Annotated in this window: 14 protein-coding genes; 4 read left to right on the top strand and 10 right to left on the bottom strand. The window is 39.1% G+C overall.

Features of this window, described 5'->3' with window-relative positions; translation table 11 throughout:
• Window positions 1-43: 43 nt before the first annotated feature.
• The 3 genes from clpB to rluD form a co-directional block, all read right to left on the bottom strand.
• Entirely contained in the window at window positions 44-2,620 is a 2,577-nt protein-coding gene (gene clpB, locus QUE46_RS05150; protein ID WP_286246498.1) for an ATP-dependent chaperone ClpB, read from the bottom strand.
• Window positions 2,621-2,717: 97 nt separating this feature from the next.
• Entirely contained in the window at window positions 2,718-3,449 is a 732-nt protein-coding gene (pgeF, locus tag QUE46_RS05145) for a peptidoglycan editing factor PgeF (RefSeq protein ID WP_286246497.1), read from the bottom strand.
• Entirely contained in the window at window positions 3,449-4,426 is a 978-nt protein-coding gene (gene rluD, locus QUE46_RS05140) for a 23S rRNA pseudouridine(1911/1915/1917) synthase RluD (RefSeq protein WP_004587336.1), read from the bottom strand. Before rluD ends, pgeF begins: the two co-directional genes overlap by 1 nt.
• Before the next feature lie 141 nt (window positions 4,427-4,567).
• Here rluD and QUE46_RS05135 point away from each other — a divergent pair, with 141 nt between their 5' ends.
• Window positions 4,568-5,332, top strand: coding sequence for an outer membrane protein assembly factor BamD (locus QUE46_RS05135; RefSeq protein ID WP_286246496.1), 765 nt, complete (start codon window positions 4,568-4,570; stop codon window positions 5,330-5,332).
• 273 nt (window positions 5,333-5,605) lie between these two features.
• Here QUE46_RS05135 and QUE46_RS05130 read toward each other — a convergent pair whose 3' ends face one another.
• On the bottom strand, window positions 5,606-7,828 hold the full coding sequence (locus QUE46_RS05130) for a TonB-dependent receptor (protein ID WP_286246495.1): 2,223 nt from the start codon (window positions 7,826-7,828) through the stop codon (window positions 5,606-5,608).
• A gap of 413 nt (window positions 7,829-8,241) precedes the next feature.
• On the opposite strand from QUE46_RS05130, the gene QUE46_RS05125 reads away from it, so the two are divergent.
• Window positions 8,242-8,832 carry a LuxR C-terminal-related transcriptional regulator gene (locus QUE46_RS05125; protein WP_286246494.1) on the top strand — a complete coding sequence of 197 codons (591 nt, stop codon included), beginning with the start codon at window positions 8,242-8,244 and terminating at the stop codon, window positions 8,830-8,832.
• Here the strand turns inward: QUE46_RS05125 and QUE46_RS05120 are convergent.
• From QUE46_RS05120 to QUE46_RS05095, 6 genes are all read right to left on the bottom strand, one after another.
• Window positions 8,822-9,667, bottom strand: coding sequence for a hypothetical protein (locus QUE46_RS05120; RefSeq protein ID WP_286246493.1), 846 nt, complete (start codon window positions 9,665-9,667; stop codon window positions 8,822-8,824). The two genes, QUE46_RS05125 and QUE46_RS05120, sit on opposite strands and share 11 nt — an antisense overlap.
• The gene (locus tag QUE46_RS05115; protein WP_286246492.1) at window positions 9,657-12,068 is read right to left on the bottom strand and encodes a fimbria/pilus outer membrane usher protein; all 2,412 of its coding nucleotides are present in this window, start codon (window positions 12,066-12,068) and stop codon (window positions 9,657-9,659) included. Before QUE46_RS05115 ends, QUE46_RS05120 begins: the two co-directional genes overlap by 11 nt.
• A complete protein-coding gene (locus QUE46_RS05110; protein WP_286246491.1) occupies window positions 12,065-12,706 on the bottom strand; it encodes a hypothetical protein in 642 nt (213 codons plus the stop codon). Before QUE46_RS05110 ends, QUE46_RS05115 begins: the two co-directional genes overlap by 4 nt.
• 86 nt (window positions 12,707-12,792) lie before the next feature.
• Entirely contained in the window at window positions 12,793-13,491 is a 699-nt protein-coding gene (locus QUE46_RS05105) for a molecular chaperone (RefSeq protein ID WP_286246490.1), read from the bottom strand.
• A gap of 63 nt (window positions 13,492-13,554) precedes the next feature.
• Window positions 13,555-14,031, bottom strand: coding sequence for a hypothetical protein (locus QUE46_RS05100; protein WP_286246489.1), 477 nt, complete (start codon window positions 14,029-14,031; stop codon window positions 13,555-13,557).
• 55 nt (window positions 14,032-14,086) lie between these two features.
• Window positions 14,087-14,557, bottom strand: coding sequence for a hypothetical protein (locus tag QUE46_RS05095; protein ID WP_286246488.1), 471 nt, complete (start codon window positions 14,555-14,557; stop codon window positions 14,087-14,089).
• A 514-nt stretch (window positions 14,558-15,071) separates the two neighbouring features.
• Here QUE46_RS05095 and QUE46_RS05090 point away from each other — a divergent pair.
• Both QUE46_RS05090 and QUE46_RS05085 read left to right on the top strand, forming a co-directional pair.
• On the top strand, window positions 15,072-16,220 hold the full coding sequence (locus QUE46_RS05090) for a porin (RefSeq protein WP_286246487.1): 1,149 nt from the start codon (window positions 15,072-15,074) through the stop codon (window positions 16,218-16,220).
• A 12-nt stretch (window positions 16,221-16,232) separates the two neighbouring features.
• On the top strand, window positions 16,233-16,640 hold the full coding sequence (locus QUE46_RS05085) for a phosphate ABC transporter substrate-binding protein (protein ID WP_286246486.1): 408 nt from the start codon (window positions 16,233-16,235) through the stop codon (window positions 16,638-16,640).
• Window positions 16,641-16,849 lie beyond the last annotated feature (209 nt).

Raw genomic sequence — 16,849 nt, 5'->3', positions numbered from 1 at the left:
AATACAATAAGCCGCCTGCTTGGCGGCTTATTGTAAACCTATATTAGCGTTTTGAAAAAATCAGGCCTTGCTCGCTTGCATCTATCACGACAATATCGCCAGGGTTATAATCGCCCCCTAATAGTTGCTGCGCCAGTGGGTTTTCAATTGTTTGCTGAATAGCTCGTTTTAATGGCCGTGCACCGTAAACAGGGTCAAACCCGCTAGAGGCAATTTTTTCAAGCGCCGCATCACTGATCTCTAGTAAATAGCCCATCTCAGTTAAACGCTCGCGCAATTTAACAAGCTGAATATCGGCAATTTCTTTAATATGCTCATTAGCAAGCGGATGAAATACAACGGTTTCATCAATACGGTTTATAAATTCTGGCCTAAATTCGTTAACGAGCACATTCATAACTTTGCTCTTAAGCGTTGCGTAGTCATTTGTACCCGCTTGCTCTTGAATAATATCTGAGCCTAAATTTGAGGTCATAATAATGACCGTATTTTTAAAATCAACCGTGCGCCCTTGTCCATCTGTAAGGCGGCCATCATCGAGTACTTGCAATAAAATATTAAACACATCCGGATGCGCTTTTTCTATTTCATCAAGCAAAATGACAGAGTAAGGCTTACGGCGAACGGCTTCGGTTAAATAGCCGCCTTCTTCGTAACCAACATAACCGGGAGGCGCACCCACTAAACGTGCTACAGCGTGTTTTTCCATAAACTCTGACATGTCAATACGCACCATGGCATCTTCTGTATCAAACATAAAACCTGCAAGCGCTTTAGTCAGCTCTGTTTTACCCACCCCAGTTGGTCCTAAAAATAAAAATGACCCTATTGGGCGATTAGGGTCGGCAAGCCCCGCCCGAGAGCGGCGTATCGCATTCGCGACTGCAACAACGGCTTCGTCCTGCCCTATCACTTTGCTGTGTAGTTGCTCTTCCATTTTTAACAGTTTTTCTCGCTCACCTTGCAGCATGCGCGATACCGGAATCCCCGTCCAACGAGAAAGAATTTCTGCAATTTCGTCTTCGCCTACTTGGTTTTTTAGTAAGCTCATTTCTTGCATTTCAGCTTGCGAGGCTAAATCAAGTTTTCGCTCAAGCTCTGGAATTCTTCCGTATTGCAGCTCCGACATACGCTGTAAATCGCTTGCTCGACGGGCAACCTCTAAATCAAGGCGCGCTTGTTCAAGCTCAGCTTTAATTACTTGCGTGCCTTGTAACGAAGCTTTTTCTGCATTCCATACTTCATCAAGCTCTCGGTATTGCGCTTCTAAATCGGTGATGAGCTGCTGCATTTCGCTGCGCCGCTTTTGGCTTGCATCGTCTTTTTCTTTAGCTAAAGCGTTATCTTCAAGTTTTAATTGAATAATACGGCGCTCAAGCTTATCTAAAGACTCAGGTTTAGAATCTATTTGCAAACGAATTGACGAGCCAGCCTCGTCAATTAAATCAATGGCTTTATCTGGTAATTGTCGGTCACTAATATAACGGTGCGATAAATGCGCAGCAGCAACAATTGCCGGGTCGGTAATATCCACCGAGTGATGTAACTCGTAACGCTCTTTTAAGCCACGTAAAATGGCAATGGTGTCTTCAACTGAAGGCTCTTCAACCAATACCTTTTGAAAACGACGCTCAAGTGCGGCATCTTTTTCTATGTATTGGCGGTATTCATCAAGCGTAGTGGCGCCCACACAGTGTAGCTCGCCTCGAGCTAACGCTGGCTTTAACATATTGCCAGCATCCATAGCGCCGTCGGTTTTACCTGCGCCCACCATGGTATGAATTTCATCTATAAATAAAATCACTTGGCCTTCTTCTTTAGCCAACTCGTTGAGCACTGATTTTAAACGCTCTTCAAACTCACCGCGGTATTTAGCCCCCGCCACCAGCGCGCCTAAATCCAGCGATAAAACACGCTTACTTTTTAGGCCCTCTGGCACTTCGCCATTTATAATGCGCTGCGCTAAGCCTTCAGCAATGGCCGTTTTACCTACCCCTGGCTCACCAATAAGCACGGGGTTATTTTTAGTACGGCGCTGCAAAACTTGAATCGTGCGACGAATTTCGTCATCTCGCCCAATAACGGGGTCAAGCTTACCTTGCTCTGCGCGCTCGGTTAAATCAATGGTGTATTTTTCAAGTGCTTGTCGGGTTTCTTCGGCGTTAGGGTCATCGACCTTTTGGCCACCACGAATTGCTTTTATGGCACTGTCTATTTTAGTTGCGGTGATATTAAGCGCTCTAAAAATATCACCTAAAGGGCCTTTGTCGTCACAGGCCGCTAATACAAATAATTCGCTCGAAATATATTTATCTTTGCGTTTTTGCGCGTACTTATCACATAAGTTAATAAGCGAAGCCATGTTATTAGAAAGCTGTACATCGCCCCCTACTCCTTCGACTTTAAACAGCTTTTCTATTTCTTGAGAAAGCTTAGTGTTAAGTTCATCCGCACTCACGCCTGCTTGGGCAAGCAAGGCGCGCACGCTAGAGCCGTTTTGCTGTAAAAGCGCATACATTAAATGTACGGGTTCAATAAATTGATGATCGCGCCCTAATGCTAGCGACTGAGCATCTGAAAGCGCAGATTGAAATTTACTTGTGAATCTATCTAAACGCATGAGGGTTTACCTATTTAATAAACTAATTGCTTAATAAATGGGTATGTTAATAGAATTGTTCAAGGTGTTAAGAACAATATTGTGGGGAAATAGTGTTTTATTTGCGCCAGATCAAACTTGCCATGCGCCCTGTTTTGCCTTCTCGCCGATAAGAGAAAAACAATGATGGCTGAGAAACAGTACAATAATTGCCTCCGCTAATATTAATAACGCCTAATTGCTCAAGCTCAATGCGTGCGATTTGGTAAATATCACACAAGTATTTATTATTGCTTTGTAATTTAAATGCCCTTTTAAACAAAGGGGATTTTGCAATAAATAACGCAGCAACCTCTGCGCCAACTTCAAATTGCTCAGCACCAATAGCAGGACCAAGCCACGCATATACTTGCTTACTAGGTGCGCTAAAACAGGCAAGCGTATTTTTTATGATCCCTTTTTCAAGGCCGCGCCAGCCACCGTGCACTGCTGCAACTTCATGACCATCATAACTTGCAAGCAAAATAGGCAGGCAATCTGCACTCATAATAGCAAGCGGCTGATTTTTAACTTGGGTATACAACGCATCAGCATTGTGTAATGTTTGAAAATTAAAATCTGCATCAACACAGAGCACATCGGCGCTGTGCACTTGATTAAGCCACAGAGCCTGTTTTGGCAGGGATTGCTCAACCAAAGCACGGTTTTTTAGCACGTCCTCTGGGTTATCATCAACATGTAAGCCTAAATTTAAGCTATTAAAAGGCGGCTTTGACACACCGCCTTCTCGGGTGGTACTGAGCGTACCTACCGAGGTTAAATTAGGCCAAGGTGCTGACAAAAAAGCCATTAATACTCTATGTTAGGGTTGGCTTTGGTATCTTCTCTAAGCACCTGAGTCATTGCTACCATGTCATCTGGAATAGGCGCTTGCCAAGTCATCATTTCACCCGTAATAGGGTGTGCAATACTTAACTTTACTGCGTGTAAGGCTTGGCGATTAAATGTACGTAACATTTCAAACAGCTCTGGCGTAGCACCTTTAGGTGGGCGCGGACGACCGCCGTAGGCTCTATCACCAATTAACGGGTGGTTTATATACGCCATATGAACACGAATTTGGTGTGTACGTCCGGTTTCTAGGCGAAGGCGTAAACGCGTATGAGCACGGAACTTTTCAGCAACACGGTAGTGCGTAATGGCAGGCTTACCCATTTCGTGAACAGCCATGTGTGTACGCTGAGTAGGATGACGGCCAATCGGCTTTTCAACCATGCCACCAGCGGTCATAGTACCATTACATAAAGCTTCGTATTCGCGGGTGAAGTTTTCGCGTTTTTGCAGTGCTTTAACTAAATGTGTTTGCGCCTGAATAGTTTTAGCCACCACCATTAAGCCTGTGGTGTCTTTATCTAAACGGTGCACAATACCAGCACGCGGTACGTTAATAATATCCGGAAAATGATGCAGCAATGCATTGAGCACTGTGCCATCTGGGTTACCTGCACCTGGGTGAACGACTAACCCCATAGGTTTGTTGATAACTAAAATATCATCATCTTCATAAACAATGTTTAATTTGATATCTTGTGCTTCGTATTCGCGTGGTGCTTCAATGCTGGTTTCAACATTCACCACCTCACCACCGAGTAGTTTTTCTCGTGGTGTGTTATAGATTTCACCGTCAACGGTGATTTTATCATCCAATATCCATGTTTTTATACGTGAACGTGAATAATCAGGGAACAATTGCGCTAATACTTGGTCTAGACGTTTACCACCTAACTCGGTAGGAACCTCGGCTTGAAGTGAAATTTGTTCTGACATTAGTAACTTTACCCAATTTACCAGTGCAAGCTGTGCCTGACTGGGTTAGAATCGCTTTTAATAAAAGCATAATATAATACGCATAGTTTACTCGGTTTTACCGCCGTGGCCTAGCCGAAGACATCGAAGGTAACAAATAAAATGATAAATAAAATAGGGAAACGTGCATTCGCCATTGTTTTTTCAGCTTCTGTACTTACTTTAGGGGCCTGTTCTTCTGCGCCTGACCAAGAAGATATCCAGCGGGTTCCTAACAAATCTGCACATGCTTTGTATGAAGATGCAAAACAAACGCTCGACTCAGGTTTATACGCCCGAGCAATTGAGTTATTAACCGCTATTGATTCACGCTACCCATTTGGCCCTTTCTCAAAGCAAGTACAAATGGATTTAGTGTATGCCCATTACCAATCAGGTAATACAGAGCAAGCATTAGCGACTATCGACCGCTTTATTCGTTTAAACCCAAACCACAAAGACTTAGATTACATGTACTACATGCGCGGCTTGGTTAACATTAAAGCAGATAAAAATGCCTTCCAAGAATATTTTGGCATAGACAGAGCTGACCGCGATGCCAACCGTACACGTGTTGCATTTACCGATTTATCAACGCTTGTAAAACGCTTTCCAAAAAGTGATTACGCACCAGAGGCTAAACGCCGCTTAGTGTGGCTTTTAAACCGTATGGCGCGCTACGAGCTAAAAGTAGCAAACTACTACTACGAACGTGAAGCCTACCTAGCAGCCGCTAATCGTGGTAAGTACGTTGTTGAGCATTACTCGCAAAGCAGCTACTTAGATCCAGCACTAGAGATGATGGAAAAAAGTTACGAAAAGCTTGGCCTGAAAGATTTAAGTGAGCACGCAAGGCTAACCCGTGAATACAATGAATCTAACAAGTAACTACGATAGCGGTTTTTAATTAAACCTATGCTGATTGTTTAAAAGCCCTCACTGAGGGCTTTTTTATTGCCTAAAAACAAGGTTAGCTGATGCTCATAGCACTTTATAATACTTAGTGGTTAGCCTTCGCACCACACCGATTATATCAATAGCACAGCACTACACGCTTGTTGCAAAAGGGTTCCCCGTGTGGCCCTAAGCTTGACTTTTTACAGGCGTAAAAACAAAAAAGGTAAGCCTAAGCTTACCTTTTGTTTAAATCATTGCGGGTTATTAAAGCTCAAAGTCTTTTTTGAATTTTAAACCAAACTCGCTACGATCATTACTGCGCATTACCCCAACAAAACCTGACTGCTGTAAACGACCTACATCATAAACCTCATTTAATACGTTTTCACCATATAAGGTTACTTCCATATCGCCATAAGGGTTAGTGTAAGAAATATTAAAACCAACTAACTCACGCGAATCTATTGTCTCGCTTTGATTATAAACCGACTGGCCTTGCATTTCGCTTCTGTAAGAGTAGTTAGCGTTAAATGCAACGGTTGCACCGCTATCTAAATCCATAAAGTAAGAAGGAGCAATCATTACAGTCCAACGTGGTGTTAATGCCGGTGAATCACCTTTACCAATACCTTGTACGCCTGCATCTACTTCTGTAATTTCAGAATCTAAGTAACCTACAGAGCTGCGAATTGTAAAGTCGTCTGTAATGGCAACGGTAGTTTCAAGCTCAATACCTTGCGCTTTAGACTCACCTGCATTTTCAACAATCGTTACAAAACCACCGCCTGCAGTAGGGTCAGAAAATGGTAAAGCAAGGTCGGTGTAATCTGTTACAAATACAGCTAACATCATAGATACATTTTCATGTACTTGACCTTTTAAGCCCATTTCGTAGTTAATTGCTTTGGTTTCATCAAACGATACAAACTGATCGGGTCCGCCAAATGGACGTGGAGGGAAACCGCCTGTTTGGTAACCTTTTTGAATTTGACCATATACATTCATGTTATTGCTGATTTGATACGATGCATTTACATCCCATGTTACAGCGTCAAACTCTGCACTTACGTATTTACGTTCAGCAAATGTTGGGAAAATCGCATCGGCATCTTTCTCATCTTTTGAGTAACGAAGGCCGCCACCAATACTTAAATCATCGGTTAAATCGTAACTTGTATTAAAATATACAGCGTATGAGTTTGTTTCTTGGTTAATTTCAAAATCGCCATAGCCACCAAATGAAGGTGTAACACCATCGTTTAATAAGCCATTAGGTGTATTAAATGGACTAAATACAAATGGACCTGAACGTGTAAAACCATCTTCATTAAAGAAGTAAAGGCCTGATACAAAGTCCATATTGTCGTAAGTAGCATTTAGTTGAATTTCAAACGAGTATTGGTCTGCACCACCCTCTTCTGGGAACTCAGATAGGTTAAGAGGTGACGCATCATCATCAAGTCCACCTTCGTACTCAGAAGTACGGTAACTTGAAATAAATTTAGCTGTATAAGTATTATCAATTGCCCAATCAGCAGTAAATGATGTACCCCAACCTGAATAAGACGTAGATTCAATACCAGCAACAGTTGTGCCTAAATCATCGGGGTCTGATGGGATCATATCCTGCGTTAATAGAGGAAAGTCGCCATTAAATACATCATTTGCATCAAGTGGTTCAGTTAGCTCAATAGTGTAAGGTGATTGGCCCGACTCGTTATCAACACCATCCAGTGAAAAAGTAAACGCTAAATCGCTATTAGCCTGCCATTTAAGGGCTACGCGACCGCTAAACTCTTCTTCTTCACCAATTTCTTTTTCTGGGTTAGCTAAATTAACCGCTTCACCTACACCATCGCGCGTTTTGTATGATGCACTCGCTGACATACTCACTTCATCGGTTAGCGAGTTATTAAAGTATACATCACCAGCAATACGTCCACGGCTACCAATTTTAGCTGTGGTTGTTACAATCCCTTCGTCACCTGGTTGCTTAGTAATTACATTTACTGCGCCACCTAGGGTATTACGACCATATAATGTACCCTGTGGACCACGAAGAACTTCAACACGCTCTACATTTGGTAACGATAAGTTTGACCCCATTTGACGGCCTAGATAAACACCATCTAAATAAACGCCTACACCCGGATCGGTTGTAATAATGTGATCTTGTAGACCAATACCACGAATAAATACAGAAGCATGCGCCGCATTACCTACACCGTAGCGAGTGATATTTAAGTTTGGAACATATTTACCAATATCTTCTAGGTTACTCATATTGGCTTTATCAATTAGGTTAGCACCAATTGATGTGATAGCGGTTGGAGATTCAAACAGGCTCTCTGTACGTTTACGAGCTGTAACTTCGATTTTTTCAAACGCATCTTGTTTTGCTGTTGTTTTAGCTTCTTCAGCATTTACTGTGGTAGTGAGTGCAGCAACAATTGCTAGGCTTAACTGTGAGAGTTTGCGTAGTTTCAAAATATTCTCCAAAGGATACCGTATAATTTAGTTATGCAAACTTATTGGCTTAGGCAATAAGTTTTGGGCATAAAAAAAGACGCCTAATAGCATCTTTCCTCTGGAAGGGCATTATATTACATATTTGTGAAGAAATGTATAAAGTTTTTCATTTAATAAACATATAGGTACAAATTAATTATAATTTTTGATTATTTTTGAATAACCTGCGCTAAATAAAACCGCTTCGCTAAAAAGTGATCGCGTTATCCGTACTGCGTCTGTGTGTACCTTAAATATTTACATACAAGCCCATCATTATTCTATAAATAGCATCAATTAACGTTCGGTATAGCTTATTGGACTATACACTATGATTGATATTAACCAAAAATAGCAATATAGTATTAATAATGCATCTACGGACAGAAATTATGGATATTAAAAATACTCCAATACGCAATATAAAGTGCTTTAATAGTCCAGACTATACCTCACTCTTCTGTGTGGCAGCTAACTACAACATTCTATTAGTTAATTACCAAGCACTTAACGTAATAACAACCTACGAACTTATCAATCAGTTTATGCAAGATAACGGCTACACAAGCTTAGTTATATTTGATGTACCCAAAAAGAGTGACGTATTAGCCTTAAAAGAATGGCCTAATTTAAAAGGGCTTTTTTACGAGAATTCTGATGACTCACTTTTGCAGCAAGGACTTGAAGCGATTGAGCAAGGCAAACTTTGGTTTCCACGTGATGTCACTGACAGCTGGATGAGACAAATGTTAGCTTCTGAACAACAAACCACCCTGCAATCAAGTAATCTCACTTGCAAAGAGATTAAAGTATTAAACTTACTTTTTTCTGGCTTACACTCCAGCGCTATTGCTGATAGCTTATTTATCAGTGAAGCCACTGTAAGAGTACATCTACACAAAATTTACCAAAAAATATCTGTAAAAAACAAACAACAAGCATTGCTCTGGTGCCAAAAAAACTTAAGTAAAGTTAATAGTTAAGTGGGCTTATTTGAAAACGAATAACATCTGAATACTCACCGGCTGCTTGGCGAGTGAAATCTTCCAACTGAATGCTAAGCGGAATGAAAAACTCAGACTGCCCGGAATAAGAAAAGTTTAAATTTGAAGCCTTTGCTAAGTTAATTTCTTCTGAACCTAGCTGTAATGTATAGTTAATACCATATTTAGTACTAAAAACTGTGTGTATTAAACGGCTTTTATTCTCTGAGGTTACATTCAGCTGGATATCCGTATTTGTCACAATTTGTAAGCTGGGTAACATAGTGTATTTTTCTGCAGGCCTCAACTCCCCTAAAAAAACAGTGTTAGAAAAAGTGTTATAGCCTAATAAAGATAAGCTTGTGCGGGGTTGAATATTTGTTTCTATTTCAATTTCTACTTCATCAAGACTTTGCTTGTTCTCATCATAAAGTTTCAACTGAAGTCTATCTGTATAGTATCCAGATTTTACAGGGGTCCCTGCAGGGATCACTAACCTGATATCTACTGAATTATTGTTAAGTTTAACTTGGTTGTTGTTTTTGCTTAACAACTGATTTTCTAAACGAATTTGGTAATTAATAAATTGAGAATTACCTTTAAGAGCCCCTTGGTTTTGCGAAGAAAGACTAAAATACAAGGTACAATCCGTCGTATTTATTGTATCTACTCGAATTGTTTTCTCTGCATCGTTTTGTGATTTTACGTGATAAAAAGATAAGTCATCAAACAAATACGCTATTTCACCAATACTCGCATCGCACTGAGCATTAACTCTATTTGCTATAGATAGTAAGACTATGCTTATTGCTAAATACACAATTTTAATGTACATAAATAACCCCTTTTCTTTGAAGTTGCTCTGCATCACGAACTTCTATTGAAAATGTAGTTTTATCTTTATTTTGTAAAGTTACCTTATAATGACATGGAGCAAGCCCTGTTATTGCAAAACGACCTCGCTTGTTCGTAAAAAAGGTATACTCTTTGCTCGTTACTTTATTTGGGCAAATAGCCTTTCCAACCATTAAAGCTAAGGGTGACTCGTCACGACTACGAAGAGTCGCAATAACAGAAATATTTGCTGCAGTGCCAATTATTGCTTTGTGCCCAGTTTTGTATTTTGGGTAAAAGCTAAGCATTCCAGAGCCGATATCATAACCTGGAGCTAGATCATCAATATCTACAGGAATGTTGATATTGTCATATGAGCTCAAATCATTAAGTAATATGGTTTTGAAGTCTCTATTATCAGCTCTATATTCATTTTCAACCCGGCCTAACGTAATTACTTTGTTTTCTAGGCTTTTATGAGCGTTAACCAAAGCAAAGCTATCGTATATAGGCTTTCCAAATGCCCATGTATCATCTGCAAAAGCTATGCTAGATGAGAGGCTTACACGACTTTGATGATAAGCAGAGCGAGCATTTAAATCTTTATAAAAACTTGCATGCTCAAGGTTAGCTGCAAAACGGTTTGCGTTATATTGCATGTTTAAATCAAAGATAGTTTTATTTAAATCATTGCTTTCTAAACCAGCCCGCATGTTCAAAGCACCAACAAACCGCTGGTTACGATCTTGCGTAAACTCAAGTCTCGTTTTATCACGTCTAGATCGGTGCGATAGTTTAACCCTATGCTGATTATTAAATTTATAAGTAAATGATAAACTTACCCCCCACTCTCTCTCGCCTCTAAAGTCATCCCATTGTGCTCCGGCAGTATACCTCCACTGGCTATTAGCTAAGTCACCCGAAAAATTAATACCTAGAGATTTATCAAACTGAACGCTCTCATGATCACGGGAAATATTAGTAAAAAAAGAGGCTAATGTTTTATCGTTAACATAATAGCTATAACTCGCCTGCACATAGTGCTCTTTATAGCGGTTATTAAACATTTCTTGGTTCCTAAATCCGAGCGCTGTAAAATATTTTGAACTATATTCATAACCCAGCGTAAGCTCACTTCCAAAATCACTCGCATTATAACTGCTATAAACAGTGCGATAGGCGTATCCTTGGCGTTCCGCAAAGCTAAACGCGCCCTCAAAAGCCAGTTGGCCTAGCTTAGCCGCATAGATTTGTTTAATGCCTATTTGCTGAGCGTATTTATCACCTTGTACTGTAATCCCAGCAGTCCAACTAGGTGTCAGACCATAGTCCAGATAGGCACTAAGAAAAGGATCTTCTGGTTCATAATCGAGTTTATCGCCAGCGTTAGCAGGCACGCCTAAGTGAATTTCATATTCAAGCTGCCCTTGTGCGAATAGGTCTAAGCCAGTTGCAACATCAAAGTTTACATAGCGCACAACGCCAGCTATATCAGTAATTTTTAGAGAGATATTATTGCTGCCTTCGCTCAAAGGTATGTCATCTAAAGAATAAATACCCGCCACCAAATTAAGGCGCTGAATAATACGCTCATCTACATATACCTCTACACTTGAAGGGCTTTGAAGAGTAAAACTACGCGAAGCGGTTGGCCTTATAGGCCTATCTGATAATAGAGAAAAGTCATGTGCTATTGAAAAACCTAACAAGCGAGAGGAGTTTTGGAAATAACCGCCTGAACTAAAGTTATCCCCTAGAGAAAGGCGCATGCCTAAGCTAGGTAGATCATGAATTAGCCTAGTTCCTTGCCGCTTAAAGTTTGATGAAGCAGGCTGCGATATTTTATTATATTCAAATTCATTTTCTAACACCCACCCTTGCCAACTAGCTACAATTTCTGAGCGTAATGCATATTGCTCTTGAACTTGCTGCTGTTCCTTATCATCTTGATGTACGTAGCTTGCATAAGCGTTAACAAAACCACTAGTGTTAGCTGGCTCGATAGCCTTTAACTTTTTCCTTCGTTTTTGTGCACTTAATTTTTGTGGGCGAGTTAACTCTACGGGAACAACAACGTCCAAACTAAAATCGCTCATATCAAACTCAACGCTAAAACCCAGTTCCCTTAATGAAGTTACCGCTAAAGTATTGTCTTTTAATACCTTAAATAGTTCTCTCTCTTTTTCTTCAAGTAAAATTTCGCGAAGGTGTGGCTCTAACTCATTCCACTGTAAAAAAAGTGAATCATCTTTATCGACTTTAAGTGAGACTTGACCTATTGGACTTTTATTTAATTGAACTGACACATTAAGTTCAATTGTCCTACTAGAAGGGTTTATTTTTGCTAACACGCTAAGTGGTAGAAAAAATATAGCGAAGAGGAACACTGCTGAAGCTTTCATTGCACCAGATCTAAACTTAAATGCCCTACCTCACGGCTCTCAATATTTTCAGGTAGCTTAACTTTTATGGTCTGTGTGGCATAAGGCGCAAAAAAAACATCGTACCCCTTCTCCAATAAAGCGTGTTTTTCAAAAGTAGTTACAACAGATTTATTTGTAGTTACTTTAATTTTATAGTCACTGAGCCGCGCAGCCCCTTCTCCTTCATTTTTGATTTGGGCTAAAAGCTCCCCTTTTTCTATTTTAGAAGTCAGTATTTTTAAGTTAGGTGAATATATATCCCTGTCTACATGAACAACTAAATTTACATTCATTAATATTTTAAGTTGCGAGGTATCACTACCAATATTAGAAGCCAAAGGCTGCTCAACTAAACTTACTTGATAACTTTTATCATATTTCGGAAAACTCTCAGCAACCCACCTAAATTGAATTTTCTGACCTTGCCCCTCTTGTAAAAATAAAGAGGGAGGAAAGACCCATAATGGAGAATCTTCCAGCTTTTTTAACGATGGGCTCGATTCAGAAAAATTAATTTCAAACACTTCAATATCAAATGCAATCTCTCTAGGTAATTGATTGTAAATAAAACTAGAAGGTATTTTTGAGGGTTTATCCGGTGATAATGTGATCACCATAGGTGTTACTTCCAGAGCCTCTACCGAAATAGAAATACTACATATTAGTATCATTAAACATCGGGAGAACCACTGAACACAAAACATTAGAATATAACCTCTAACTCACTATCAGCAGCTTGAAACTCTTTTGGTATTGAAATTGAAATATTGCTTTTTGAATTTGGAAGTAAAATCTTACCTGATAGGGCTCTACTTAGATCCATTCCTTCTAAAGTTAACACTTTACCCTTAGATTTAATATTCCACTGAGCTTTAGAAAGGCGTAGATATTTATTTCCATGGTTTTCTAGCAACACACCCCATTGATTTTCTGCTAACTGCTTTTTGTCTTTGATTATTAGTTTTGCTTCAGCGTTATCTGGCACAACATTAAATAGCGTTCGAAAACTGAGTGACATACCAACCCCAGACTGCGCATTATCGTTCAAATCAACCGACACTTGCTCTACTGTAATTCGATAAGATTTGGAGTGTTCAATAATAGGTTCGCCAATATATCTAACAATAACCGACTGGCTATTTCCTGGTGGGATAATTGTTGTCATAGGAATAATCAAAAAATCTTCTTCATTTATCTCTAAAGACTCAACACCAGTATCACTTATATTCATATTAAATGCTGAAACATCAATAGTTAATGGTTTATCAGATGGGTTTGTAATTCGAAGTGTTTGCTGTGACTGACTCCCCTGCGAGCTGAGATCGGCTACCATGGGTATCACCTGAAAGGCACTGACTGAAAAAGAAAGCAAACAAAATATAAAGATAAATAAAACATGCATAGAATTCCCTCCTAAATAAAGGCAGTGCATAGTCACTGCCTTTTTTATTTAATTTATTTAACTTTAGTTTGCTGTAACAGTTAGCATTAGAGTATCAGCATAAGTACCTGCGTATACCGGTGTCTGAGTAACTTCTAAGTCAATCATTCCTGCAACGCCAGACGTTGCTAATGTATTGCTGCCGCCATTACTTTGAGAAGCGCTTTGATCATTGATGCCATTTTCAGCTGACAAAGTAAAGTCATACGGACCTGCTGTTAAGTGAGCAGTGTATCCCACTCCTCTATCTTCATGGTCAGCGTTTTGAAGATGACCCTCAGAAGTTGTTAAAGTAAGTGTTGCACCATCCACATCATTACATTTCAAATCAAAGTTAACGCTTGTGCTGTCCCCCATTGCAAGAGCTGGAAAATAGTGCGTTGTTGCAATATTACTTACTTCACATACAGACGCGACAGCACCACCTACATTTAAGTTTTCTGCCAATGCTGAGCCTGATGATAGCGCTGCGATTGCTGAAATTACGATTAATTTATTCATTGTTATATTCCTTATCCATGTGATATATAGTTTGTTATGTTTAATAAATGTGCGTTTAAAGCACGCCACCCGATACTACTGATGGTGTCATTTCTATGCGGATCACATCCTGGTAGCTTCCTGCATATATCAAGGGGTCATCTAGAGTTAACTGAATTTCAGCAATGCTATCAAATAAGATATCATCAATATTAAAGCTATATGTCGATTTGATTGCCTGTGCCGATACAGACACAACATTTTTGGCACCTTCTAACGACCAGTTAATATTATATGCACTTACTCTACTGCTTTGCTCATGGCTTAAACCACCATTAAGAGACTGCATTGATATTCTCATTGGCGAATTACAGTTAATCTCTAATGTTGTATTAGCAACGCCACTAGAAGAAAACTCTAAGTTATTATTTTGTGAGGTAAACTCACATACTGGATATATATAACCCACCAGTGTGATACTTACTTCATCGTTACTATATGCATTGGATGCAAAGCAACATAATACTAACCATGTTAGCCTCTTCATCTCTGTCACTTCCTTTGAACTGCCTTGCTAATACAGAGCTAATATTAAGCTAAAATTCAGGTTTAGAAAGTTGTTATTTGATTACAAAACAAGGGGTAAGACTAAATAAGCTGCAAGATTGCACACCATTAGATATAAACATTTATGTAGTTCTAGATCTGAGAAGCTATTCTATTTGTTATTACAACCCTCTTAAAATACGCCATGGCACTATGTTTAATGTTTATAAACAAACGAAACATAAATTAAGTAAAGCATAAACAACTAATTAAATTGTAAATGCAGTGCTATAAATAATTAACTAAACAATTTAAGTAAATATAGATATTTTTTTACTTTAATGAAATCAGTTACTTTGAATCCCAAAAGGCTCGGAGTTAACAATTGTAAACTCCAACATAAACTAAATACCCATTTCTTTTTTCACTAACCATCTAAAATTATTAGAAAAAAGCTAGATTTACTTCTATAATCCCCATGAAATCAACATCTAAATAACAAATAGGAAATACATATGAAAAAGCTATCTGTAGCAGTAGCAATATGTGCCGCACTTGCAACGAGTACAGCAAGTGCTGAAGTTCGTATAAATGGCTTTGCATCTATAGTGGGTGGCAAAAGTCTAGACAGTGATCAGACTTTATACGGGTATGACGATGATATCTCATTCAAAAACGAGAGTAAGTTCGCTTTACAACTCTCTGCTGACCTTCAAGAAAAGCTAACAGCTACAGCACAAATTATTGCACGTGGAGAGGATGACTTTGACGCAACATTTGAATGGGCATATGTCACTTATGAATACAGCGATGAACTGCAATTTAGCGCTGGTAAAATGCGTGTTCCTTTCTACAAATACTCAGACTTTTTAGACGTTGGTTATGCTTACCGCTGGGTTCGTCCACCTCGTTCTGTATACGGTATACCTTTTTCTACCTATGAAGGGTTAAGTATTGTTTACAACAATCAATTAGGAGATTGGGACTCTACTTTACAAGGGTTTTATGGCGCCTTTGATGGCGATATTGATGTATTTGGAAATGAGCTACCTGCAGAATTAAATAATTTAGGCGGTATAAACTGGAGTCTATCATACGACTGGTTCAGTGCGCGAGCTGCATATATTGTTGCCGACACGAGCATTTCTATTGATAACAGTGACTCAAGTAACTTAAGTGCCTTAAATGGAATTATTGATGTACTCAATACAAGCGGCTTAACCAGTACAGCAAATGATCTTATCACTGACGAAGATGAAACAACTTTTTTTGGAATTGGCTTTTCTGTTGACTATGATAACTTCTTATTTGATGCTGAATATACTCAGTTTGAAGTCGAAGGAAGTATTTTGGCTGAACAATCACAATACTATGCCTCTGCAGGCTATCGTATAGATGATGTTATTGTTCACTTCACCTATGAAAAAAATGATGATGAACATGATTCATCACGCTTTAATACACTTGAATCAATTCCATTATTAAATACAACTTTAAACCTTGCCCTTGATAGCATGCGTGCAGAGAGTAACGTTTACACCATTGGAGCACGCTATGACTTCCACCCTTCAGCTGCATTTAAAATTGACTTTAGTCGATTTGACGATGACGTAACAAACACTGAAACAGATGTAGTAGCTGTTGGTGTTGACTTAGTATTCTAATTGGAGCGAAGTATGAAAAAATTAATCCTAGCAAGTGTAGTGTCGCTATGCACATTTAGCACCTATGCTGAAGTTGCTGTAATAGTAAACCCTAGCAATGCAAGTGCACTTGATGCCGATACTATTAAAAAGATTTACTTAGGAAAAGCAAAGTCATTTGCTAACGGTAATAAAGTAAACCCGGCCACTCAAAATGGTACTACTGTTGCTGATGAATTCAATTCTAAAGTAGTTGGTAAATCAAGTAGCCAATTAAATGCGTACTGGTCAAAACTTGTTTTTACCGGTAAAGGCACACCACCAGAGAAATTTGATTCTGATCAAGCTGTTATTGATTTTGTTGCTAGTAATGGCGACTCAATTGGTTACATAGATAGCAGTAAGGCAACAGATAAAGTAAAGGTAGTTGCTACGTTTTAAGCACGGCAGCTAGATATGAAAAAACCACCTACTTGGTGGTTTTTTTATATCTAAATTTTACGGCTTTATATTAATATCAATTCGCTTAATTAAGTGATCTATTTTTTGGATGGAAAAACGTGTTGGTAGCTAGGCAAAAAGATCATTATTCAGTTGATCTAAATAACGATTCTTTATGCAGCTAGCTTAGCGACAAGTATTATTAAGGA

This window comes from Pseudoalteromonas sp. MM1 (assembly GCF_030296835.1).
Classification (GTDB): domain Bacteria; phylum Pseudomonadota; class Gammaproteobacteria; order Enterobacterales; family Alteromonadaceae; genus Pseudoalteromonas.
Note: the sequence above shows the minus strand (reverse complement) of the source record. Positions and strands in the feature narration are given on the sequence as shown.

What these genes read in the sequence shown, in the direction of transcription:
- QUE46_RS05135 (WP_286246496.1), top strand. Translation starts at nt 4,568, where the DNA reads ATGATAAATAAAATAGGGAAACGTGCATTCGCCATTGTTTTTTCAGCT.
- QUE46_RS05100 (WP_286246489.1), bottom strand. Translation starts at nt 14,031, where the DNA reads ATGAATAAATTAATCGTAATTTCAGCAATCGCAGCGCTATCATCAGGC.
- QUE46_RS05090 (WP_286246487.1), top strand. Translation starts at nt 15,072, where the DNA reads ATGAAAAAGCTATCTGTAGCAGTAGCAATATGTGCCGCACTTGCAACG.
- QUE46_RS05120 (WP_286246493.1), bottom strand. Translation starts at nt 9,667, where the DNA reads ATGTACATTAAAATTGTGTATTTAGCAATAAGCATAGTCTTACTATCT.
- rluD (WP_004587336.1), bottom strand. Translation starts at nt 4,426, where the DNA reads ATGTCAGAACAAATTTCACTTCAAGCCGAGGTTCCTACCGAGTTAGGT.
- QUE46_RS05125 (WP_286246494.1), top strand. Translation starts at nt 8,242, where the DNA reads ATGGATATTAAAAATACTCCAATACGCAATATAAAGTGCTTTAATAGT.
- pgeF (WP_286246497.1), bottom strand. Translation starts at nt 3,449, where the DNA reads ATGGCTTTTTTGTCAGCACCTTGGCCTAATTTAACCTCGGTAGGTACG.
- QUE46_RS05105 (WP_286246490.1), bottom strand. Translation starts at nt 13,491, where the DNA reads ATGCATGTTTTATTTATCTTTATATTTTGTTTGCTTTCTTTTTCAGTC.
- QUE46_RS05115 (WP_286246492.1), bottom strand. Translation starts at nt 12,068, where the DNA reads ATGAAAGCTTCAGCAGTGTTCCTCTTCGCTATATTTTTTCTACCACTT.
- clpB (WP_286246498.1), bottom strand. Translation starts at nt 2,620, where the DNA reads ATGCGTTTAGATAGATTCACAAGTAAATTTCAATCTGCGCTTTCAGAT.
- QUE46_RS05085 (WP_286246486.1), top strand. Translation starts at nt 16,233, where the DNA reads ATGAAAAAATTAATCCTAGCAAGTGTAGTGTCGCTATGCACATTTAGC.
- QUE46_RS05095 (WP_286246488.1), bottom strand. Translation starts at nt 14,557, where the DNA reads ATGAAGAGGCTAACATGGTTAGTATTATGTTGCTTTGCATCCAATGCA.
- QUE46_RS05110 (WP_286246491.1), bottom strand. Translation starts at nt 12,706, where the DNA reads ATGGTGATCACATTATCACCGGATAAACCCTCAAAAATACCTTCTAGT.